This window comes from Caballeronia pedi, assembly GCF_001544915.2.
In the GTDB taxonomy this organism is placed as follows: Bacteria; Pseudomonadota; Gammaproteobacteria; order Burkholderiales; family Burkholderiaceae; genus Caballeronia; species Caballeronia pedi.
In genome coordinates this window covers 27,812-45,742 of sequence record NZ_FCOE02000016.1, presented here as the reverse complement: position 1 = coordinate 45,742, position 17,931 = coordinate 27,812, and the positions used below count along the sequence as shown (strand labels likewise).

General features: G+C 63.5%; 18 protein-coding genes. 7 read left to right on the top strand and 11 right to left on the bottom strand.

Annotated elements, in window-relative coordinates; genetic code table 11:
- Positions 1 to 1,536 carry a glycerol kinase GlpK gene (gene glpK, locus AWB80_RS22900; RefSeq protein ID WP_061177046.1) on the bottom strand — a complete coding sequence of 512 codons (1,536 nt, stop codon included), beginning with the start codon at positions 1,534 to 1,536 and terminating at the stop codon, positions 1 to 3.
- 153 nt (positions 1,537 to 1,689) lie between these two features.
- Here glpK and AWB80_RS22895 point away from each other — a divergent pair, with 153 nt between their 5' ends.
- Positions 1,690 to 2,463 (top strand): DeoR/GlpR family DNA-binding transcription regulator, encoded by a 774-nt coding sequence (locus AWB80_RS22895; protein WP_061176936.1) that lies wholly within the window; start codon positions 1,690 to 1,692, stop codon positions 2,461 to 2,463.
- Here the strand turns inward: AWB80_RS22895 and AWB80_RS22890 are convergent.
- Together AWB80_RS22890 and AWB80_RS22885 are read right to left on the bottom strand one after the other, a co-directional pair.
- Entirely contained in the window at positions 2,460 to 2,921 is a 462-nt protein-coding gene (locus AWB80_RS22890; RefSeq protein WP_061176935.1) for a cupin domain-containing protein, read from the bottom strand. The two genes, AWB80_RS22895 and AWB80_RS22890, sit on opposite strands and share 4 nt — an antisense overlap.
- A 7-nt stretch (positions 2,922 to 2,928) precedes the next feature.
- The gene (locus AWB80_RS22885) at positions 2,929 to 3,789 is read right to left on the bottom strand and encodes a class I SAM-dependent methyltransferase (RefSeq protein ID WP_061176934.1); all 861 of its coding nucleotides are present in this window, start codon (positions 3,787 to 3,789) and stop codon (positions 2,929 to 2,931) included.
- A gap of 98 nt (positions 3,790 to 3,887) precedes the next feature.
- Between AWB80_RS22885 and AWB80_RS22880 the strand changes: the two genes are divergently transcribed.
- Positions 3,888 to 4,811, top strand: coding sequence for a DMT family transporter (locus AWB80_RS22880; RefSeq protein ID WP_061177045.1), 924 nt, complete (start codon positions 3,888 to 3,890; stop codon positions 4,809 to 4,811).
- A 4-nt stretch (positions 4,812 to 4,815) separates the two neighbouring features.
- On the opposite strand, the gene AWB80_RS22875 is transcribed toward AWB80_RS22880, so the two are convergent.
- A complete protein-coding gene (locus tag AWB80_RS22875) occupies positions 4,816 to 6,558 on the bottom strand; it encodes an IlvD/Edd family dehydratase (protein WP_061176933.1) in 1,743 nt (580 codons plus the stop codon).
- 322 nt (positions 6,559 to 6,880) lie between these two features.
- Here AWB80_RS22875 and AWB80_RS22870 point away from each other — a divergent pair, with 322 nt between their 5' ends.
- The 5 genes from AWB80_RS22870 to AWB80_RS22845 all read left to right on the top strand — a co-directional run bounded on the left by AWB80_RS22870 (position 6,881) and on the right by AWB80_RS22845 (position 12,107).
- A complete protein-coding gene (locus AWB80_RS22870) occupies positions 6,881 to 7,984 on the top strand; it encodes a sugar ABC transporter substrate-binding protein (RefSeq protein WP_061177044.1) in 1,104 nt (367 codons plus the stop codon).
- Positions 7,984 to 8,994, top strand: a complete 1,011-nt coding sequence (locus AWB80_RS22865; RefSeq protein WP_061176932.1) for an ABC transporter permease — start codon at positions 7,984 to 7,986, stop codon at positions 8,992 to 8,994. Before AWB80_RS22870 ends, AWB80_RS22865 begins: the two co-directional genes overlap by 1 nt.
- On the top strand, positions 8,994 to 9,800 hold the full coding sequence (locus AWB80_RS22860; protein ID WP_061176931.1) for an ATP-binding cassette domain-containing protein: 807 nt from the start codon (positions 8,994 to 8,996) through the stop codon (positions 9,798 to 9,800). Before AWB80_RS22865 ends, AWB80_RS22860 begins: the two co-directional genes overlap by 1 nt.
- Positions 9,801 to 9,818: 18 nt before the next feature.
- On the top strand, positions 9,819 to 10,562 hold the full coding sequence (locus AWB80_RS22855) for a FadR/GntR family transcriptional regulator (protein WP_061176930.1): 744 nt from the start codon (positions 9,819 to 9,821) through the stop codon (positions 10,560 to 10,562).
- Positions 10,563 to 11,036: 474 nt separating this feature from the next.
- The gene (locus AWB80_RS22845) at positions 11,037 to 12,107 is read left to right on the top strand and encodes a glycoside hydrolase family protein (RefSeq protein ID WP_244206684.1); all 1,071 of its coding nucleotides are present in this window, start codon (positions 11,037 to 11,039) and stop codon (positions 12,105 to 12,107) included.
- Here the strand turns inward: AWB80_RS22845 and AWB80_RS22840 are convergent.
- The 7 genes from AWB80_RS22840 to AWB80_RS22810 all read right to left on the bottom strand — a co-directional run bounded on the left by AWB80_RS22840 (position 12,100) and on the right by AWB80_RS22810 (position 17,914).
- Positions 12,100 to 12,435 carry a Rieske (2Fe-2S) protein gene (locus tag AWB80_RS22840; protein ID WP_061176927.1) on the bottom strand — a complete coding sequence of 112 codons (336 nt, stop codon included), beginning with the start codon at positions 12,433 to 12,435 and terminating at the stop codon, positions 12,100 to 12,102. The two genes, AWB80_RS22845 and AWB80_RS22840, sit on opposite strands and share 8 nt — an antisense overlap.
- Positions 12,432 to 13,250 carry an intradiol ring-cleavage dioxygenase gene (locus tag AWB80_RS22835; protein ID WP_061176926.1) on the bottom strand — a complete coding sequence of 273 codons (819 nt, stop codon included), beginning with the start codon at positions 13,248 to 13,250 and terminating at the stop codon, positions 12,432 to 12,434. The genes AWB80_RS22840 and AWB80_RS22835 overlap by 4 nt, the downstream gene beginning before the upstream one ends.
- The gene (locus tag AWB80_RS22830; RefSeq protein WP_061176925.1) at positions 13,247 to 14,302 is read right to left on the bottom strand and encodes a maleylacetate reductase; all 1,056 of its coding nucleotides are present in this window, start codon (positions 14,300 to 14,302) and stop codon (positions 13,247 to 13,249) included. Before AWB80_RS22830 ends, AWB80_RS22835 begins: the two co-directional genes overlap by 4 nt.
- A gap of 14 nt (positions 14,303 to 14,316) precedes the next feature.
- Positions 14,317 to 15,780, bottom strand: coding sequence for an aldehyde dehydrogenase family protein (locus tag AWB80_RS22825; RefSeq protein WP_061176924.1), 1,464 nt, complete (start codon positions 15,778 to 15,780; stop codon positions 14,317 to 14,319).
- A 27-nt stretch (positions 15,781 to 15,807) separates the two neighbouring features.
- Positions 15,808 to 16,803 (bottom strand): hypothetical protein, encoded by a 996-nt coding sequence (locus tag AWB80_RS22820; RefSeq protein ID WP_061176923.1) that lies wholly within the window; start codon positions 16,801 to 16,803, stop codon positions 15,808 to 15,810.
- 35 nt (positions 16,804 to 16,838) lie between these two features.
- The gene (locus AWB80_RS22815; RefSeq protein WP_061177043.1) at positions 16,839 to 17,330 is read right to left on the bottom strand and encodes a cupin domain-containing protein; all 492 of its coding nucleotides are present in this window, start codon (positions 17,328 to 17,330) and stop codon (positions 16,839 to 16,841) included.
- 137 nt (positions 17,331 to 17,467) lie between these two features.
- Entirely contained in the window at positions 17,468 to 17,914 is a 447-nt protein-coding gene (locus tag AWB80_RS22810; protein WP_061176922.1) for a nuclear transport factor 2 family protein, read from the bottom strand.
- Positions 17,915 to 17,931 lie beyond the last annotated feature (17 nt).

The window sequence follows — 17,931 nt, the reverse complement described above, 5'->3', positions numbered from 1 at the left end:
TCAGGCCGTGACCGAGGTGGATGGAACAGAGGGCGCTTCGGGTACTTCCCAGCCGCGGGCGCGCTCGATCGCGCGATGCCATCTTTCGATGTGCGCTTCGCGCGCGGGCGCCGACATCGCGGGCTCGAAGCGTCGCGCGGCCGGCCACGCGCGCGTGATTTCATCGAGACCGGACCAGAAGCCCGCACCGATCCCCGCGAGACAGGCGGCGCCCAGCGCGGTCGTCTCGGTGACGTGCGGACGCACGACAGGCTTCGCGAGCAGATCGGCCTGGATCTGCATCAGCAGATCGTTTCGCGACGCGCCGCCGTCCGCGCGCAGCTCGCTCACGGCGATGCCCGCATCGGCCTCCATCGCGGCGAGGACATCGACGGTCTGGAGCGCGATGGCTTCGAGCGCCGCCCGCGCGATATGCGCGCGCGACGTGCCGCGCGTCATGCCGAGCAAGGTGCCGCGCGCATACGGGTCCCAGTACGGCGCGCCGAGTCCGGCAAACGCCGGCGCAAGCACGACGCCCTCGCTCGATTCGCATTGCGCCGCCAGCACGCCGATATCCTGCGCGCTTTCGATGATGCCGAGACCATCGCGCAGCCATTGCACGATCGCGCCGCCCATGAAGACCGCGCCTTCCAGCGCATACGTGAGCTGGCCGTCGAGTTGCCAGCCGATCGTCGTGAGCAGCCGATGCCGCGATGCAACGGGCTGCGCGCCCGTGTTCATCAACATGAAAAGGCCGGTGCCGTAGGTGTTCTTGACGAGACCCGGTTCGACGCATCCCTGCCCGAAGGTCGCAGCCTGCTGGTCGCCGGCGACGCCCGTGATCGGAATGGCCGCGCCGAACAGCGCGGCATCCGTATGCGCGATGACGCCGCTCGACGGCATCACCTCGGGCAGCACGGCGCGCGGAATATCGAAGAGCGCGAGCAGTTCGTCGTCCCATTGGCAGGCGCGGATATCGAAGAGCGCGGTGCGTGCGGCGTTCGAACTATCCGTGACGTGGACGCGGCCACCGGTCAGATTCCAGACGAGCCAGCTATCGACGGTGCCGAAAGCCAGCTCGCCGCGTTGCGCACGCGCGCGCAGGCCCGGCGCGCTGTCGAGCAGCCACGCGAGCTTGGTCGCGGAAAAATACGGATCGATGCGCAGGCCCGTCTTGCGCTCGATCAGCGTCTGCGCGCCGCTTTCGATCAGGCGCGCGCAGTGCGCGGCGGTGCGCCGGTCCTGCCAAACGATGGCGGGCCCGATGGGGGCGCCCGTCCGCCGGTCCCACAACAAGGTCGTCTCGCGCTGGTTCGCGATGCCGATCGCCGCGATCTCCGAGCCTTGCGCACCGGCTGTCCGCATGGCCTCCCGTGCGACATCGAGCTGCGATTGCCAGATATCGTCGGGATCGTGCTCGACCCAGCCGGGCTGCGGATAATGCTGCGCGAATTCGCGCTGCGCGCTCGCGACGATATTGCCCGAGCGGGCGAAGACTAGCGCGCGAGAACTGGTCGTTCCCTGATCGAGCGCGAGGATGAAACGTTGCTGGCTCATGCCGCCGACTCCCTGGCCGCTTGTGATTATGTTCGCAAACGAATACAGATATTCGTTTTCAATCATCCTAACACCGAGTACGGGCGGCGGTATATTTCGTCGTACACTCGCGCATCCGTTAATTTTCATTTTTTTGCGATTCTGCTCACTTCGATGACATCCGATCAAGCACTCAACGGCAGGCAGCGGGCGCTGCTCGACCGTGTCGCCCGAGACGGCTTCGCCACCATCGAAGACCTGGCCGCGCAATTCCAGGTCACGCCGCAGACCATCCGCCGCGACGTGAACTGGTTATCCGACCAGAATCTGCTGCGCCGTTATCACGGCGGGGCGAGCGCGCTGACGAGTTCGGAGAACACCGCCTACACGGCGCGCCAGCATATGTATCTCGAAGAGAAGCGGCGCATCGCGAGGCTCGTCGCGTCCGAGATCCCGAATCAGGCGACGCTCTTCATCAACCTCGGCACGACGACCGAGGAAGTCGCCCGCGCGCTGCGTCAGCACACGGGCTTGCGCGTCATCACGAACAACCTGAACGTGGCGAACATTCTCGCGGACGAATCCGACGCCGAGTTGCTGGTCGCGGGCGGGAAGGTGCGCGCGCGCGACAAGGGCGTGGTCGGCGAGCAGGCGGTCGACTTCATCCGGATGTTCAAGGTGGATTTCGGGATCATCGGCATTTCGAGCATCGAGGAGGACGGCACGCTGCGCGACTTCGATATCGCCGAGGTGCGCGTGGCGCAGGCGATCGTCGAGCAGTCGCGCACGGTGTTTCTCGTCGCCGATCATTCGAAGTTTGGTCGCGCCGCGCTCGTGAAGCTCGGGCATCTCAGTCAGATCGATGCGCTTTTTACGGATGCCTCGCCGCCTGAGTGGATGGCCGAGAGTCTTGCTGCGGCGGATGTCGTGGTGCGGGTGGCGGATTAGGGTTGCGGGATCGCCGTACCGTCCTTGTGCACGAAACGGCCATCGGCATTGGCGCTTTTCATATCGACATCGGAGCAGGTCGTGAGGTCTTCATACACGCGGGTGCCGACTTCGAGATACACCGCCACTTTCCCTGACCGGTTGATCATGTGATGACCGTTGCCCGTTCCCTTCGGAAACGCCGCGCTATCGCCCGCGCGCAGGATCGTCTCGCCTTCGTCCTCGATCAGCACCAGTTCGCCTTCGAGCACATGAACGAACTCGTCCTCGTGCGAATGCCAGTGACGCTGACTCGACCAGCCGCCCGGCGGCAGGCGCATCAGATTCACGCCGAAGTCGCTGAGACCGCCCGCATCGCCGATACGCTGGCGAATGCGATCGGCGCAGGGCGCATCGAACGGCGGCGGATAGCTCGAGCCGGTTATCTCGGGCACGGCGGCAAGGTCGATCTTGGGCATGGCAAACCTATGTGTTCGCGATCAGCAGTTCTTCTGCATTGTGTGGCGGGCGCAGACCATCGCTTCGATCCGCAAAATAGCGCTGTGTCAGATCCGCCGCCGAAACGTGACGGGCATTCCCGAAGCCCGCATCACGCGCGAGAGCCTGAATCTCAACGGGCGTAAAGAAGCTGATGAATGGCGTGCCGCTCGCCCGCGCGCCTTTCTCCGCCATCTCCAGACCCGGACGCACGTCGGGGTCCGCGAGTTCGAGCGGCAGCAGGAAGGTCATCGCAAAGATCGATCCCGAAGCGAAGCCGGCCACTTCCCGCAACGTGGCCACGTTCGCTTCCTTCGTGAGATACATGCTGACACCCGTCGAGACGACGATCGCGGGCCTGCTTTTATCGAAACCGTTCGTCACGAGCTTGTCGCGCCACGATTCTCCCGCTTCGAAATCGACGGGCACGAAACGCAGCCATTCCGGCACGCCATAGCCGAGCTCCATCAAACGCCGACGCTTCCATGCCTGCGGCCGCGGCGGATCGACTTCGAAAATCTTCAACCGTGAAGCGATCTCCGGCCTGCGTTGCGCGAAGCTATCGAGCCCCGCGCCGAGGATCACGTATTGCGTCACGCCGCGAGCTGCCTCATCGATGACGAGATCTTCGATGAAGCGCGCACGCGCGACGATCGACGCACGGAATGGCCGCGTGAACGCCGGATTCATGTCGCCACGTTCGCGCCAGTTCGCATCGGGCGCGAGCAATTCGAGGCCGATCGTGTCAGCGAGCACATGCGGCGGCGCATCGGCTTCGACATGCAGTGCGCGCCACATCGCGACGCGCGCAGCCGTGCTGTCAGGCGCGGGATTGGTGTTGTCGTTCATGATTCGAATCGAAGGCAATGGAAGCAAAGAATGTCTCACACTTCGCCCGGCGTCGTCTTGAACACTACAATCAGGTAAAACAAGCAAAGGACGCGAACATGGCGCAAGCGCCGCATATCGACGTTAAAGAAGATAGCCGCACGCAAAACGAACGCCGCTGGCTCACCATCGGCGGGCCGGTCCTCTTTCTGCTGCTCTGGTCCGCGGGATTCCCGATTGCGAAGACCGGCCTGCACTACGCGTCGCCGCTGACGTTTCTATCGATACGCTTCGCGTTGAGCGTCGGCGTGCTGCTCGCCGTTTGCGCGATCAAACGCCCGCAATGGCCGCGCAATGCGCGCGCGTGGCTGCATCTCGGCGTCGTCGGCTTTCTCGTGCAGGTGATGTACTTCGGGCTGAGCTATCTGTCGATGACGGCGGGCATCGCCACGTCGGTGCTCGCGTTGATCGTGTCCTTGCAGCCGATTCTCGTGGGCGTGCTCGCGCCGAAGTTCGTCGGCGAGCGGATAGGCGTTCGACGCTGGATCGGCCTGACGCTCGGGCTCGCGGGCGCGGCGGGCGTGATCGTCGCGCGCGGGCCGTTGCACGCGGACTCGATCGGGCCGGTGCTGCTCGCGATCGGCGCGCTCATCGGCATCACGAGCGCGATGCTTTATGAAAAGCGCCTCGGCACGGCGCAAGATCCGATTACGTCGAACCTCGTGCAGTACAGCGTCGGCTTCGTGTTTTGCGCGCCGATGGCGCTCGCCTTCGAGCACACGCAAGTGCAATGGACACCCACCTTCATCGCGACGCTCGCCTATCTCGTGATCGGCAATTCGCTGATCGCGATCACGCTGCTGCTCGCGATGACGCGCGCGGGCAAGGTATCGCAAGTGGCGTCGCTGTTCTTTTTCATCCCGCCCGCGGCCGCCGTGCTGTCCTGGTTCTTCCTCGGCGAAGTATTGCCCGCAGCCGCATGGTGGGCGATGGGTGTCGCGGTGCTCGGCGTCGCGATCGCGACGTGGAGCCCGCGCAAGTGACATCTCAATGCGAATGCTTCGGCACCTCCGCGCCACGACAGCCGACGAGAAAGTCGAAGTCGCAGCCTTCGTCGGCCTGCAATACGTGATCGACATACAGCTTGCGATAGCCGGTCTGATCCTCGGGAATCTCGCGCTTCGCCGCCGACCACGCATCGAGACGCGCGCGGATTTCGTCATCGTCGATATCGATGCGCAGCATGCCCTTGTCGCAGTCCAGTTCGATCCAGTCGCCGTCGCGCACGATCGCCAGCGGCCCGCCCGCGCGCGCCTCGGGCGCGACGTGCAGCACCACGGTGCCATAGGCCGTGCCGCTCATGCGCGCATCCGACACGCGCACCATGTCCGTCACGCCTTGCGCCAGCACCTTCGACGGCAGGCCCATGTTGCCGACTTCCGCCATGCCCGGATAACCCTTCGGCCCGCAGTTCTTCATCACGAGCACGGAGTCCGCGGTGACATCGAGATCGGGATCGGCGATGCGGCGCTTGTAGTCGTCGAAGTCTTCGAACACGACCGCGCGGCCTCGATGTTTCAGTAACGCGGGTGTCGCCGCCGACGGCTTCAGCACCGCGCCGTTCGGCGCGAGATTGCCGCGCAGCACGCACAATCCGCCATCGGCGACGAGCGGTTTCTCGATCGGACGGATCACTTCGTCGTTGTACAGCGGCGCTTCCTTCACGTTCTCCCAGAGCGTGCGGCCGTTCGCCGTGAGTGCATCGGGATGCGGGATCAGGTTCGCTTCACCCAGACGCCGCAGCACCGCCGGCAGACCGCCCGCGTAGTAGAACTCTTCCATCAGGAAGCGCCCCGAAGGCTGCAAATCGACGAGCGTCGGCGTGCCGCGACCGATGCGCGTCCAGTCGTCGAGTTCGAGCTTCACGCCGATACGCCCAGCGATCGCCTTCAAATGAATCGCCGCATTGGTCGACCCGCCGATCGCCGCGTTGGTGCGTATCGCATTCTCGAATGCCTCGCGCGTGAGCAGCTTCGAGAGACGCAAATCTTCCAGGGCCATTTCGACGATACGCATGCCCGACAGATGCGCGAGCACATAGCGGCGCGAATCGACCGCCGGAATCGCTGCGTTGTGCGGCAGCGTGACGCCGAGCGACTCGGCCATGCACGCCATCGTGGATGCGGTGCCCATCGTGTTGCAGGTGCCCGTCGAGCGCGACATGCCCGCTTCCGCCGACATGAACTCGTGTATCGATATCTTGCCGGCCTTCACCTGCTCGCTGAGTTGCCACACGACCGTGCCCGAGCCGATATCGCGCCCTTCGTGCTTGCCGTTCAGCATCGGGCCGCCGGAGACGACGATCGCGGGCACGTCGCAGCTCGCCGCGCCCATCAGCAGCGCGGGCGTCGTCTTGTCACAGCCGACGAGCAGCACGACCGCATCGACGGGATTGCCGCGTATCGCTTCCTCGACGTCCATGCTCGCGAGATTGCGCGTGAACATCGCGGTGGGCCGCAGGTTCGACTCGCCGTTCGAGAACACCGGAAACTCGACCGGGAATCCACCCGCTTCATACACGCCGCGCTTCACGTGCTCGGCGAGCTTGCGAAAGTGCGAATTGCACGGCGTTAGTTCGGACCACGTATTACATATGCCGATGATCGGCTTGCCCGCGAACTCGTGATCCGGAATGCCCTGATTCTTCATCCAGCTCCGGTACATGAAACCGTTCTTGTCGGCGGTGCCGAACCACGCTGCAGACCGAAGCCTGGATTTTGGGGCGCTCATGGCTTGCTCGTTTGGGGGAAAACCTATAAATAGCATGACTATATGGAGGGCGCGTACCGGGAAAACGCTAATCGAAACGTCAAAACACTGTGCATATAGTTTGTCTATTGAAGTCAGCGCGCGGGCTTCGCCTATCCCAATTACTCGTTCAAAACGCCGCGCTTTCGATTCGCCTCTCGCACACCTCGCATCGTCATTTGCAATGGCGGGCGCTTTCATGCTTGAAAGCCGCGCGCGCATGACGTGCCGTGAAACCCAGTATCTGAACGTGATCGACGATGAGTCGACCCATCGACCAACGAAGAAGAGACCGGAGGAAGACATGGCAGAGAATCGGGATGACGACGCACAGCACGGCAGCCTCATCAATGCGGGCCGGCGCGGCATCATGCAGGGCGCGGGACTCGGGGCGGCGCTGTCGCTGCTGGGCGGTGTGACCGGCGGCGGCTTGATTTCGACTGCGCAGGCCGCCGAAGCGGCGTTTCCGCAGCACAAGAAATGGAAGATCGTGTTCGTCAATCACGTGACGACGAATCCGTTCTTCGTGCCGACGCAATACGGCATTCAGGACGCCTGCGCCATGTTCGGCATGGACTATCAGTGGACCGGCTCGGCCACGTCCGATGCGGGCGAAATGGTGCGCGCGGTGAACTCCGCGATCGCCGCGAAAGCCGATGCGATCGCCGTGCCGATCGTCGATCCGAACGCCTTCGACAAGCCCATCCAGGCCGCGCTCGACGCCGGCATTCCCGTATTCGCTTACAACGCCGACGCGCCGCGCGGCAAGAGCAATCCGCGGCTCGCGTATATCGGGCAGGATCTGTATCTGTCGGGCTATCAGATGGGCGAACGCATCGCGAGCCTGATCGACAGCGGCATGGTCGCGCTCTTCATCGCGACGCCGGGGCAGTTGAACATCCAGCCGCGTCTCGATGGCGCAAGCGATGCGATCAAGAAGTCCGGCAAGAAGATCGACATTCAGACCGTCGCGACGGGTGCGACCGTCAACGAGGAACTCTCGAAGATCAAGTCGTTCTATCTCGGCCACCAGGACCTGAAAGGCATGTTCGCCGTCGATGCGGGCAGCACGCAGGGCGTCGCTCAAGTGATGAAGGAATCGAACCTGCCTTCGAAGGGCGTGCATGGCGGCGGCTTCGATCTGTTGCCGCAGACGATTCAGCTCATCCACGAAGGCTTCCTCGATTTCACCATCGACCAGCAGCCTTACGTGCAGGGCTTCTACACGGTGATGGAAGCGTTCGTGTTCCTCGCGTCGGGCGGGCTGGTCGGGCCGGCGAACATCAACACGGGTCTCAAGTTCGTGACGAAGGACACGGTCGAGCCTTATCTCAACACCTCGACGCGTTATGAAGGCAAGACCACCAAGCCGCAAATCGTGCCGATGAAAGGCGCGATCAAGTCCTGATGAACACGGTGAACGAACCTCGTAAAGCAACCACGCCCGCGCGGATCGACAGTCCGCGCGGCGCGTGGGCGTCCCACTGGGCGCCCGAGTTGCGCATCCTTCTGGTAGCCGCGCTGCTCGCGGCGTACTTCCAGTTCGTCAATCACGACTTCCTGCTCAGCAACGCGAGCCTCGTCAATCTCTCGCAGTACGTTGCGCCGGTCGCGATCATCGCGTTCGGCGAGATCATGCTGATGATCGGCGGCGATATCGATCTGTCGGCGGGCATGGTGTTCGCGTTCGCGCCGTTCATGATGGTGTTCGCCAACGATGCGGGCGCGCCGATGTGGCTCGCGGTGATCGCGGGCCTCATCGCGGCCGCGATCATCGGCTTCATCAACGGCGCGGTGACGGTCTATCTGCGTCTGCCTTCGTTCGTGACGACGCTCGGCACGCTCTTTCTGATCAACGGCATCACGCTGACCGTTTCACGCGGCACGCCCGCCGCGACGCCCGGCTCGCCCGGGTTCGCCGCCGTGATGGGCGCGTGGGGCTATAGCGAAATAATCTGGACCGTGGCGATCGCGTTCGTCATGCATGTGCTGCTGCGGCATACGCGCTGGGGTCTGCATACGCAGGCGGCCGGCGCGAATGCGCTCGGCGCGAGCGAGGCGGGCATCCACGTGAACCGGCTGCGGCTCGGGAATTTCGTGATCGCCGCCGTGCTCGCGGGTTTCACCGGTGTACTCGAAAGCTTTCGCATCACATCGATCGATCCGCAAGCGGGCGGCAATCAGATCATGTTCCTCGCGGTCGCCGCTGCGGTGATCGGCGGCACGCCGTTGACGGGCGGCTCGGGCACGATCGTCGGCGGCTTGCTGGGCGCGGCGGTGCTCGGCATTCTGAGCGACGGCTTCACGCTGATCGGCATCAATGCGTTCACGTTCAACATCATTCTCGGGGCCGCGATTCTCGCCGCCATGATCTTCAACATCCACGTCGGACGCATTCGCCGCAGGGGAGCACGGTGATGGCAGAACCGCAAACGGCTCCCGTCGATGTAGCCGGTCTCGCGCTCAGCGGCGACAACCTCGTCAAGCGCTTCGGCGCCGTGACCGCACTCGACGGCGTCTCGCTCCAGCTCGGCAAGGGCGAGATTCTCGGCATTCTCGGCGACAACGGCGCGGGTAAATCGACGCTCGTCAAGATACTCACGGGCTTTCATCAGCAGACGAGCGGCACGCTGCGCGTACACGGCGAGGAAACGCTGCTCAAGTCCGTCGATCATGCGCGCGCGCTCGGCATCGAATGCGTGTATCAGGATCTCGCGCTTGCGAACTCGCTGTCGATCTATCACAACATGTTCCTCAATCGGGAGATCGTGCGGCGCGGGCCTGGCCGCATATTGCGTCTCGTCGATCACAAGCAGATGCGCGAGCGCGCCGCGCAATGCCTCGAAGATATCGGCGTGCATGTGCCTTCCGTCGATCTGCCCGTGGAGCGCCTGTCGGGCGGGCAGCGACAGGCTATCGCCGTCGCGCGCGCGGTGCATTCGAACGCGAAAATCCTGCTGCTCGACGAGCCGCTCGCCGCGATGGGCGCGCGCGAGGCCGCGCTCATCATCGATCTCGTGATGCGCCTGAAGGAGAAAGGCGGCCTCTCGATCATCATGATCATGCACAACTATGCGCAGACGCTCGATATCGCGGATCGCATCATGTTGATGCAGCGCGGCCGCGTGACGTATGAACAGCGCAGCGCGAATACGTCGGTCGCGGAGTTGATGGATATCGTGAGGCGGGAATATCGGGCGATGCGCGCGACGACCGCAAGCTAGCGCCCCGCGAACCGCATCATGGATTACCGCAATCCCAGGCAGCGCAAGAGCATGCACGGACGCATCGTGCAGGAGCTCGGCATGCAGATTGTCAGCGGCGGCATCAAGCCGGGCGAGCGTCTGCCCGCCGAGCCCACGCTCTGCGAAAGCTATGGCGTGAGCCGCCCGGTGCTGCGTGAAGCGACGCGCGTGCTCGTCGCCAAGGGGCTCGTCGTGTCGAAGCCGCGCGTGGGCAGCGTCGTGCGCGCGCGCGACGAATGGCACATGCTCGACCCCGACGTGCTCGTGTGGACCATCGGCCATCTTCCCGAAGGCGAGTTCTTTCGCTCGCTGATGACGGTGCGCCAGATCTTCGAGCCCGCTGCCGCCGCGCTTGCGGCGATCTCCGCGACGGACGACGATATCGCGCGCATCGGCGCCGCGTATGAACGCATGGAGAGCGCGAAAACGGCCGCCGATCTGCTCGATCCGGACCTCGAGTTTCATCGCGCGATCATGATGGCGACGCACAACGACATGCTCGCGTATATCGGCAACATGCTGTCGCTCGCGCTCGGCGAATCGATCAGGCTCACGAGCCGTCATCCGAATACGCACGCGCTGTCGCTCCCGCGCCACAAGGCGATCTTCACCGCCATCGCGAACCGCGATGCGCTCGCCGCGCGTCAGGCGAGTGTCGTCCAGCTCGACAACGCGCGCGCCGACGCCAACTCGATTCTCGGCGGCGCGGCGCTCGAACCGGACCGGCCGCTTTCCGGGTAAGAATTCCCGAATTCGCGCGATCGACACGTTTGCCTGAGTAGCACGCGCCTCAAGTCTCACCCATCCCCGCCGTAAACCCTATCAAGACCGGCTTCAACGCGGTCCCGTCTTCACCCCTCCTTTTCCTCTGGGGTCTTTCGACGAGCATTCCACACGTCCTTGCGTCCGGCGCGGGATGAAGGTCCGTCATCGGTCCGTCCGCGTTCGCCCGGACGACTCGCGGAACGTGCGCCTACTTCGTGGACATGGATATCTGACCATTTAGTAGTGCGCATTGACATGACGAGCATCATTCACATTCGATTCAGTACCATCGCGCTTGCAGTCGCGACGAGCGTGCTGCTTGCCGCATGTGGCGGCGGCGGCGGCGGTACCACGTCGTCCACGGACGCCACGCGCAGCGGCAGCGCGTCTGCATCCACGGTGAGCGCTCCGGCAACGGATACTCCTGCCTCGGACACGGGAACGACGAAGATCACGACAAGCCCGCCTGCGGTAACCGCGCCAGCGACGAACTCCGGCTCGACCGGCGATACCGCTCCGGCGAGCGGCGCCTCCTCGCCCGCCGCCAGCGCGCCCGATCCGGCCTCCAACACCGGAAGTACCTTGACGCCGCCTCAGTCCGCCCCGCTCTTCTACGGCGTGAACGGCCACAACAACGAAGGCGGCGCCTACGACATCTCCAGCACCGCGCTGCAGCTTTCGCAATTGCAGGATCTGGGCGCGAAGCTGTATCGCAACGAGGTCTATAGCCAGGGCACCGCGAACAAGCTCGCGGGCATCGCGCAGACGATGGCGGCCGGCGGCGTCACCGTGTATCCGGTGATGCTCATGAGCATCGACATATTCAACAACGAGACCGAAGGGTATAACGCAGGCTTCGCGCTCGGGCAGCAGACCGCTACCTCGCGCCACTATCCGTATTACGAGGTCACGAACGAGATGGAAGCGCAACTGCTCATCGGGAATGTGGATGGCGTGTATCCGCAGCAGTACGATATCGCGAAGTTCAGGAAGCTGCGGGGCGTGATCCGCGGCATGATCGCGGGCATCAGGTCGGTGGATGCGTCGGGCAAGATCATCATGGGCGGCGGAACGTGGCTGCACTACGGCTTCCATCAGATGCTCGCGGCAGGGATGGAACCCGATGGCAGCATCGGGCATCCGGTCGTCGACTGGGACATCACCGCGTGGCACTGGTACTCGGAACAGGGCGACATCACCAACGCATGCGGCGGCACCGGCTGTCATAACGTGCTCGCGGCACTCAAGGCGCTCGGCAAGCCGATCTGGATCAACGAGTTCGGCGTGCGCCCGAATTACGGCACCGATCAGCAGATCGCGGCGTATCTCGTCGGCAACACCATGATGGCGCAGTTCGTCGCGCTCGCATCGACATACGATATCGAATCGATCCAGAGCTACGAGTTATACGACGATCCGGTGGGCGGAGAAGGCGCGTTCGGCCTGCTGAAGAACGACGGCTTCACGCAAAAGCCCGCCTACACCGCGTACAAGAACTTCGTCGCGACACACCCTATGTGATGTCCGGGCCTTCGATCACGACGCGGCCATTCTCGATGCGGATCGGAATGCGCCGGAGGCTCGCGCCGAGACAAGGCCCATCGACACATACGCCGTCTTCGAAGCGGAACATCGCACTGTGATGCGCGCACATCAGCAGGCTGCCTTCGTAAGTCCAGAACGCGTCCGGCTCGTAGTTGAGCGGAATCGAGAAATGCGGGCATACGTTGCGATACGCCCACGCTTCGCCGCCGCGTCGCAGCACGAGAATCGACGGCGCGGCTTCGACGCCGCCGCCATCGGGTACGTCGTGAAGCGCGCAGATATCGTTCGATGTCGGATGGCTCACGCGCGCTCCCTCGCGATCAGCACGAAATCGCGCGCTGCGTCGTAACCGCCCTCCTTGCTCACATAGTCGATGACGAGCGAAGGCTTCACGCCGAACACCGCATCCGAGTTCACGTAGGGATCGTCGGACGAATAAAGCGCGGTCGTCAGCGACTCGTAGCCAGCCGCGTCGATGCGAAAGTGAATGTGTGCGGGACGCATCGGATGACGGCCCGTTGCGACGAGCATCTGGCCGACGGGACCATCGGTCGGAATCGGATAGCTCGTCGGCTTGATCGAATGAAACGCGTACGCGCCGTCCGCGTTGGTGCGAAAACGCCCGCGCAGGTTGCCTTCGGGCTGGTCCGGGTCCTGTCCTTCGTACATGCCGTTCGGCGCGGTCTGCCAGACTTCGATCAACGCATCGCGGACTGGCTTGCCGTCGACATCGCGCACGACGCCGTGAAAGAACACCGGTTCGCCATCGCTTTGCGCGATGTTCGCGCCGAATGCCGACTCCTTCACGCCATCGCGATAGAACGGCCCGAGCAGGCTGCTCTCGGTCGCGGCCTCGTCGTGATGCTGGTTGATGTCATCGAGGACGATCGAAAGCCCCAGCGTATCCGACAGCAGAATGAACTCCTGACGGATGCCATCGCATTTCTTGCCGGTCGCGGTGAGGAACTCGATACCGCGTCGCCATTCGTCGTGCGTGAGATTCACTTCGCGCGCGAACGCGTGCAGGTGGCGCACCAGCGTGGTGACGATTTCCTTCGTGCGCGCATCGGCGCACTGGCCAAAGGATGCGGTGACGTTTTGCGTGAGTGATTCGTTCATGGTCGTCGTCCTTCGTAGGCCGCTTCGATCAATGCGCGCAGCGGCGCGCGTTCGACCGGTCGCGGATTCCAGTACGGGCTTTTCATCGCGACATCGACGGCGATATCGATCTCGCTCTCCTTCATGCCGATGTCCATCAGCGCGGTCGGCGCGCCATTCGCGCGCGCGAGTTCGAATGCACCGCGCGCGGCATCGTCCGAACCGAGCGCGCGGGCTATGCGCTTCATCGCATCCGGCGCGGCATCGCGGTTATAGGCGAGCGCGTGCGGCAGCACGATGGTATGCGTTTCCGCATGCGGCAAGTTGAACGTGCCGCCGAGCGTGTGACACAGCTTGTGATGCAGCGACATGCCGACGCTGCCCAGCACCGCGCCGCACAGCCACGCGCCGTAGAGACAATCGCCGCGCGCATCGAGATCGTCCGGCTTCGCGACCACCTTGCCGATGCCCTGCGCCAGCGCGCGAATGCCCTCTTCCGCCATCAGGCTCACCACCGGGTTCGCGTCCTGCGCGTACAGCCCTTCGGCCGCGTGCGCGATCGCGTTGATGCCGCTCGTCACCGAAAGCGAGGCGGGCAACGATACCGTCAGTTGCGGATCGTAGATCACCGTTTTCGGCAGCACGCGCATGTCGCGGCCGGTTTTTTTCAATCCCGCTTCGGTGAGGCCGTAGATCGGCGTCATCTCCGAGCCGGCATAGGTGGTCGGCACGGCGAGTATCGGCAGCGACGATGTCAACGCGATCGCCTTGCCGAGGCCCGTCGTGGAACCGCCGCCGATGGCGATCGCACAATCGGCGCCGATGCGCTGCGCATACTCGCGCGCCTCTCGCGCCGTTTCGACCGGCACATGCATCACCGCTTTCGCGAACACGCCCGCCGCGCGATGGCCGATTCGTTCGGCGAGCGCTTCGGCCTGATCGCGCTGCGGCGGCGTCGAGAGAATGAGCGCGCGTTGTGCGCCCAGAAACTCGATCTCGCGTTCGATATTTTCGATGCTTCCCGCGCCGAACACCACGCGCGACGGCATGCCCTGATAGATGAACGATTGCATGATTCCCGATGCGCTCAGCGCGGATAGTAAGGCGGAATGTTGGCGTCGACATTCACCCACACCGACTTGGCCTGAGTATATTCGCGCATCACTTCGAAGCCCATCTCGCGCCCATACCCGCTCGCGCCGACGCCACCGAACGGCGACCCCGGGCTCACGCGCTTATAGCAGTTGATCCACACCATGCCGCTCTTCAACTGCCGTGCGACGAGATGCGCGCGTTGCAGATCGCGCGTCCAGAGGCCCGCGCCGAGGCCGTATTCCGTGCCGTTGGCGATCGCGAGCGCTTCCTCGTCGCTCTTGAACGTGCTGACGGTGACGAACGGGCCGAACACTTCTTCCTGCGCGACACGGTCGGTCGGTTTCGCTTGCACGATAGTCGGCTCGACATAGCAACCGTTCGCGAGCGCCGCGCCATCCGGCGCCTTGCCGCCCGCGAGCACGCGGCCGCCCTGCTCGCGCGCGACATCGACATAGGACAGCACGCGGTCGCGATGCATCTGCGACGTGAGCGGACCCAGCTCCGTCGACGGATCGAGCGGATCGCCGATGCGGATCGAGCGCGCGAGCGACGTGAAGCGCTCCAGCAATTCATCGGCGATGGATTCGTGCACGATCAGACGCGATGCCGCGATGCACGCCTGCCCCTGATTGTGAAAGATGCCGAACGCGGAGCCTTGCACGACGGCATCGAGATTCGCATCGCTATACACGACGTTCGCGCCCTTGCCGCCGAGTTCGAGCTGCACCTTCTTCAGATTGCCGCTCGATGCCTGCACGACCTTGCGCCCTACCGCCGTCGATCCAGTGAACGCGACCTTGCCGATCTCCGGATGCTCCGCGATGTATTGCCCCGCGACGTGCCCAAGCCCCGGCAGCACGTTGACCACGCCCGCCGGAAAGCCGACCTCGGCCATCAGCTCCGCGATGGCAAGACTCGACAAAGGCGTGAGTTCGGCCGGCTTCATCACGACGCAATTGCCCGCCGCGAGCGCGGGCGCCATCTTCCAGCTCGTGAACATCAGCGGAAAATTCCACGGCACCACTTGCCCGACGATACCGACCGGCTCGCGCGTCAGATAGTTGAGAAAGCCCGCTTCGACCGGAATCACCGAGCCTTCGAACTTGTCCGCCATGCCGCCGAAGTAACGGAACGTCGCGGCGGTGCGCGGCACGTCGAGGTTGCGCGTATCGCGGATCGGATGGCCCGTGTCCATCGATTCGAGACGCGCGAGGGCATCGGCGTTGGCTTCGATCGCATCGGCGAGTTTCAGCAGCAGGCGTCCGCGATCGGCGGCGGCCATGCTGCTCCAGGCCGGAAACGCTTTTTTTGCGGCCTGCACCGCGCGATCGACGTCTTCGCGGCCGGCCATCGAGACCTGCGCGATCTCGCTGTTGTCGTGCGGATTCAGGGTCGCGAGCGTTTCGCCGGACAGGGCGGGCACGAAGCGGCCATCGATGAAGAGTTGCGTTTGCATGAGTTGCTCGTGTCGAAAAGAAGACGTTTAAAGCGCGACCGGATACGGCGGCAGTTCGCCGCTTTCGTAGCGCTTGGGCAGATCGGGCGTCGCGTTCTCCCATACGAGCAGCATCGAGCGCTTCTGCGAATAACCCTTGTGGCGGATGTCGGCGGGCATCGCGGCGATATCGCCGGCGTTCATCGTGATGCGTGCGCGCGGCTCGCCGGTGTCCTTGTCGGCGACGTCCCAGATGATCTGATCCGACAGTTGCAGGAACCACTCGACGCGGTCGTTGCCATGAAAGACCGGCAGCACGAATTCCTCGGTCGTCGGGCAAAAGAGGCTTTGCTTGCAGACGGATGTGACCGAAGGATTCCACGTCACGTCCGAACGCGACAGATACTTGAAGAGACTGAACGCGTGCAACTGCCCTTCGAATCCCGGCGCGGCGTGAATCTCCGGCTCGTCCTGCGAGACATCCGCGAACTGTCGATTCACCGGGAAGTCGTCGCGCAGCGGGGAATCGCCTTCGATGCCGGGCATGCGCTTCGTCGCGATGCGCGTGCGGTCGATCGCCGCGATGTTGTCGCCATGCTTCGCGCCGAACGCCGAGCCGGTTTCCTCGGGCGCGGCGAATGGGTCGAAACCTTCGTTGACCCAGTCCTTCAGGATCGCCTTGAAGGTCGCCATGATGATCGGCGTTTCGAACTGCTGCGTGTAATCGACGCCCGCCTCGCGGAAGCTCGCGTTATACGCACCGGCGTACATGTCCACCTTGCCGTAGTGATTGCGCGTGCCGATCACTTCGTCGAAGTTGACCCAGCCGTAGAAGAAGCCCCACGCGACATCGCGCATCATCGCGCGCAGGAAGTCGTCGGCGTGCATCTGATGCGAGCGTGTCTGGCCTTGCGCCGGCCATTTCACGGTGACGAAGTATGCGTCGCGGCTGAATTCGAAGTCGCCGAGCCGGAACGTGCGATAGCCGGTATTCGCATCGGGATCGGTCGCTACGACGCTTTGCAGAAACGTGGCTTGATTCATGGTGTCTTGCTCCGAAGGTTGAGAGTGAGTGGCGTTCATTGAATGCAGATATCGGCCCATTTCTCGACGGATTCCGCGCCGAGAATGGTCTGCACGAGCAGCACGCCGGTTTGTCTCGCATCGAAGCGATACGCCGCGCCCGCAGGCAACAGCGCCTGATGACCGCGCCGCAGACGCACGAAGCCCATCTTCTGGCCCGAAGGTTCGCCCTCGAGTTTCACCGTGCCTTCGATGCTCTCGCCAACGAGCGCGCCATCGGACGGCTTGATGAAATGCACGTCGATTTCGCCGTCGAGCGCGACCGCGAATTCATCGTGCGATGCGGTGAACCACGGCGACACGCCTTCGGCCCGCAGCGTTTCGATGACGTATTTGAGGTTCTTGCCGACGACCACTTTTTCATACGGCGCCGCATGGCTCGCGACTTCGAACACGTTCGACATCACGTAATGCGCGGCCTTGCCCTTGATGATTTCGATGGAGCCTTTGCGATAGTTGTCGAGGCTGCCGAGTTGGGTCTGTTGCATGTCTGTCTCCATGTCTGCGTTCACGTTCGCGGTGTCGCGCTGGAATCAAGATTAGGGCTGCGAGCGTCGCGAGGCAATGAATCGAGGTTCGCGTTTGCCGAACGTCGCGTGCTCGATCGCAACCCTAGGGAAAGTACTTACTGCTGCGCCTGCTTGTCCGCCAGCCACGGATAGCGCTGCGTGTCCGCGCCTTCGTAGTCGGGATCGAGATAGATGAAGCAGCGCTGAATTTTGAAGTCGCGTATTTCGAAGACATCGATCCAGCGGCCCGCGTGCGTGACGCCCGCGCGCCACTCGGCACCGCTCTTCGTCGTGCCGTAACTCGTGCCTTCGACGACCACCGTATCGCCCTGCTGGATCACGTTCAGATATGCGAGATCGTGCTTGAATTTCTCGACGATCGAGCCGAGATCCGCGAAGAGTTTCTCGAAGGCCGCGCGGCCCGTCGCGATGCCCCACTTCGGGAAATAGACTTCGGCGTTGTCGTCGAACAGATCGAAGAATGGTGCGCCGCGATCCAGCCTGCGAAGGTATTCGAGCGCGATGGTCTTGCGCTGCTCGTCGGTCATGATGAGGGTGTTCATGCTTTCGTCTCCTGTGG

Excerpts from the sequence above, each read along its gene's own strand:
- glpK (WP_061177046.1), bottom strand. The coding sequence starts at position 1,536 with ATGAGCCAGCAACGTTTCATCCTCGCGCTCGATCAGGGAACGACCAGT.
- AWB80_RS22895 (WP_061176936.1), top strand. The coding sequence starts at position 1,690 with ATGACATCCGATCAAGCACTCAACGGCAGGCAGCGGGCGCTGCTCGAC.
- AWB80_RS22890 (WP_061176935.1), bottom strand. The coding sequence starts at position 2,921 with ATGCCCAAGATCGACCTTGCCGCCGTGCCCGAGATAACCGGCTCGAGC.
- AWB80_RS22885 (WP_061176934.1), bottom strand. The coding sequence starts at position 3,789 with ATGAACGACAACACCAATCCCGCGCCTGACAGCACGGCTGCGCGCGTC.
- AWB80_RS22880 (WP_061177045.1), top strand. The coding sequence starts at position 3,888 with ATGGCGCAAGCGCCGCATATCGACGTTAAAGAAGATAGCCGCACGCAA.
- AWB80_RS22875 (WP_061176933.1), bottom strand. The coding sequence starts at position 6,558 with ATGAGCGCCCCAAAATCCAGGCTTCGGTCTGCAGCGTGGTTCGGCACC.
- AWB80_RS22870 (WP_061177044.1), top strand. The coding sequence starts at position 6,881 with ATGGCAGAGAATCGGGATGACGACGCACAGCACGGCAGCCTCATCAAT.
- AWB80_RS22865 (WP_061176932.1), top strand. The coding sequence starts at position 7,984 with ATGAACACGGTGAACGAACCTCGTAAAGCAACCACGCCCGCGCGGATC.
- AWB80_RS22860 (WP_061176931.1), top strand. The coding sequence starts at position 8,994 with ATGGCAGAACCGCAAACGGCTCCCGTCGATGTAGCCGGTCTCGCGCTC.
- AWB80_RS22855 (WP_061176930.1), top strand. The coding sequence starts at position 9,819 with ATGGATTACCGCAATCCCAGGCAGCGCAAGAGCATGCACGGACGCATC.
- AWB80_RS22835 (WP_061176926.1), bottom strand. The coding sequence starts at position 13,250 with ATGAACGAATCACTCACGCAAAACGTCACCGCATCCTTTGGCCAGTGC.
- AWB80_RS22830 (WP_061176925.1), bottom strand. The coding sequence starts at position 14,302 with ATGCAATCGTTCATCTATCAGGGCATGCCGTCGCGCGTGGTGTTCGGC.
- AWB80_RS22825 (WP_061176924.1), bottom strand. The coding sequence starts at position 15,780 with ATGCAAACGCAACTCTTCATCGATGGCCGCTTCGTGCCCGCCCTGTCC.
- AWB80_RS22820 (WP_061176923.1), bottom strand. The coding sequence starts at position 16,803 with ATGAATCAAGCCACGTTTCTGCAAAGCGTCGTAGCGACCGATCCCGAT.
- AWB80_RS22815 (WP_061177043.1), bottom strand. The coding sequence starts at position 17,330 with ATGCAACAGACCCAACTCGGCAGCCTCGACAACTATCGCAAAGGCTCC.
- AWB80_RS22810 (WP_061176922.1), bottom strand. The coding sequence starts at position 17,914 with ATGAACACCCTCATCATGACCGACGAGCAGCGCAAGACCATCGCGCTC.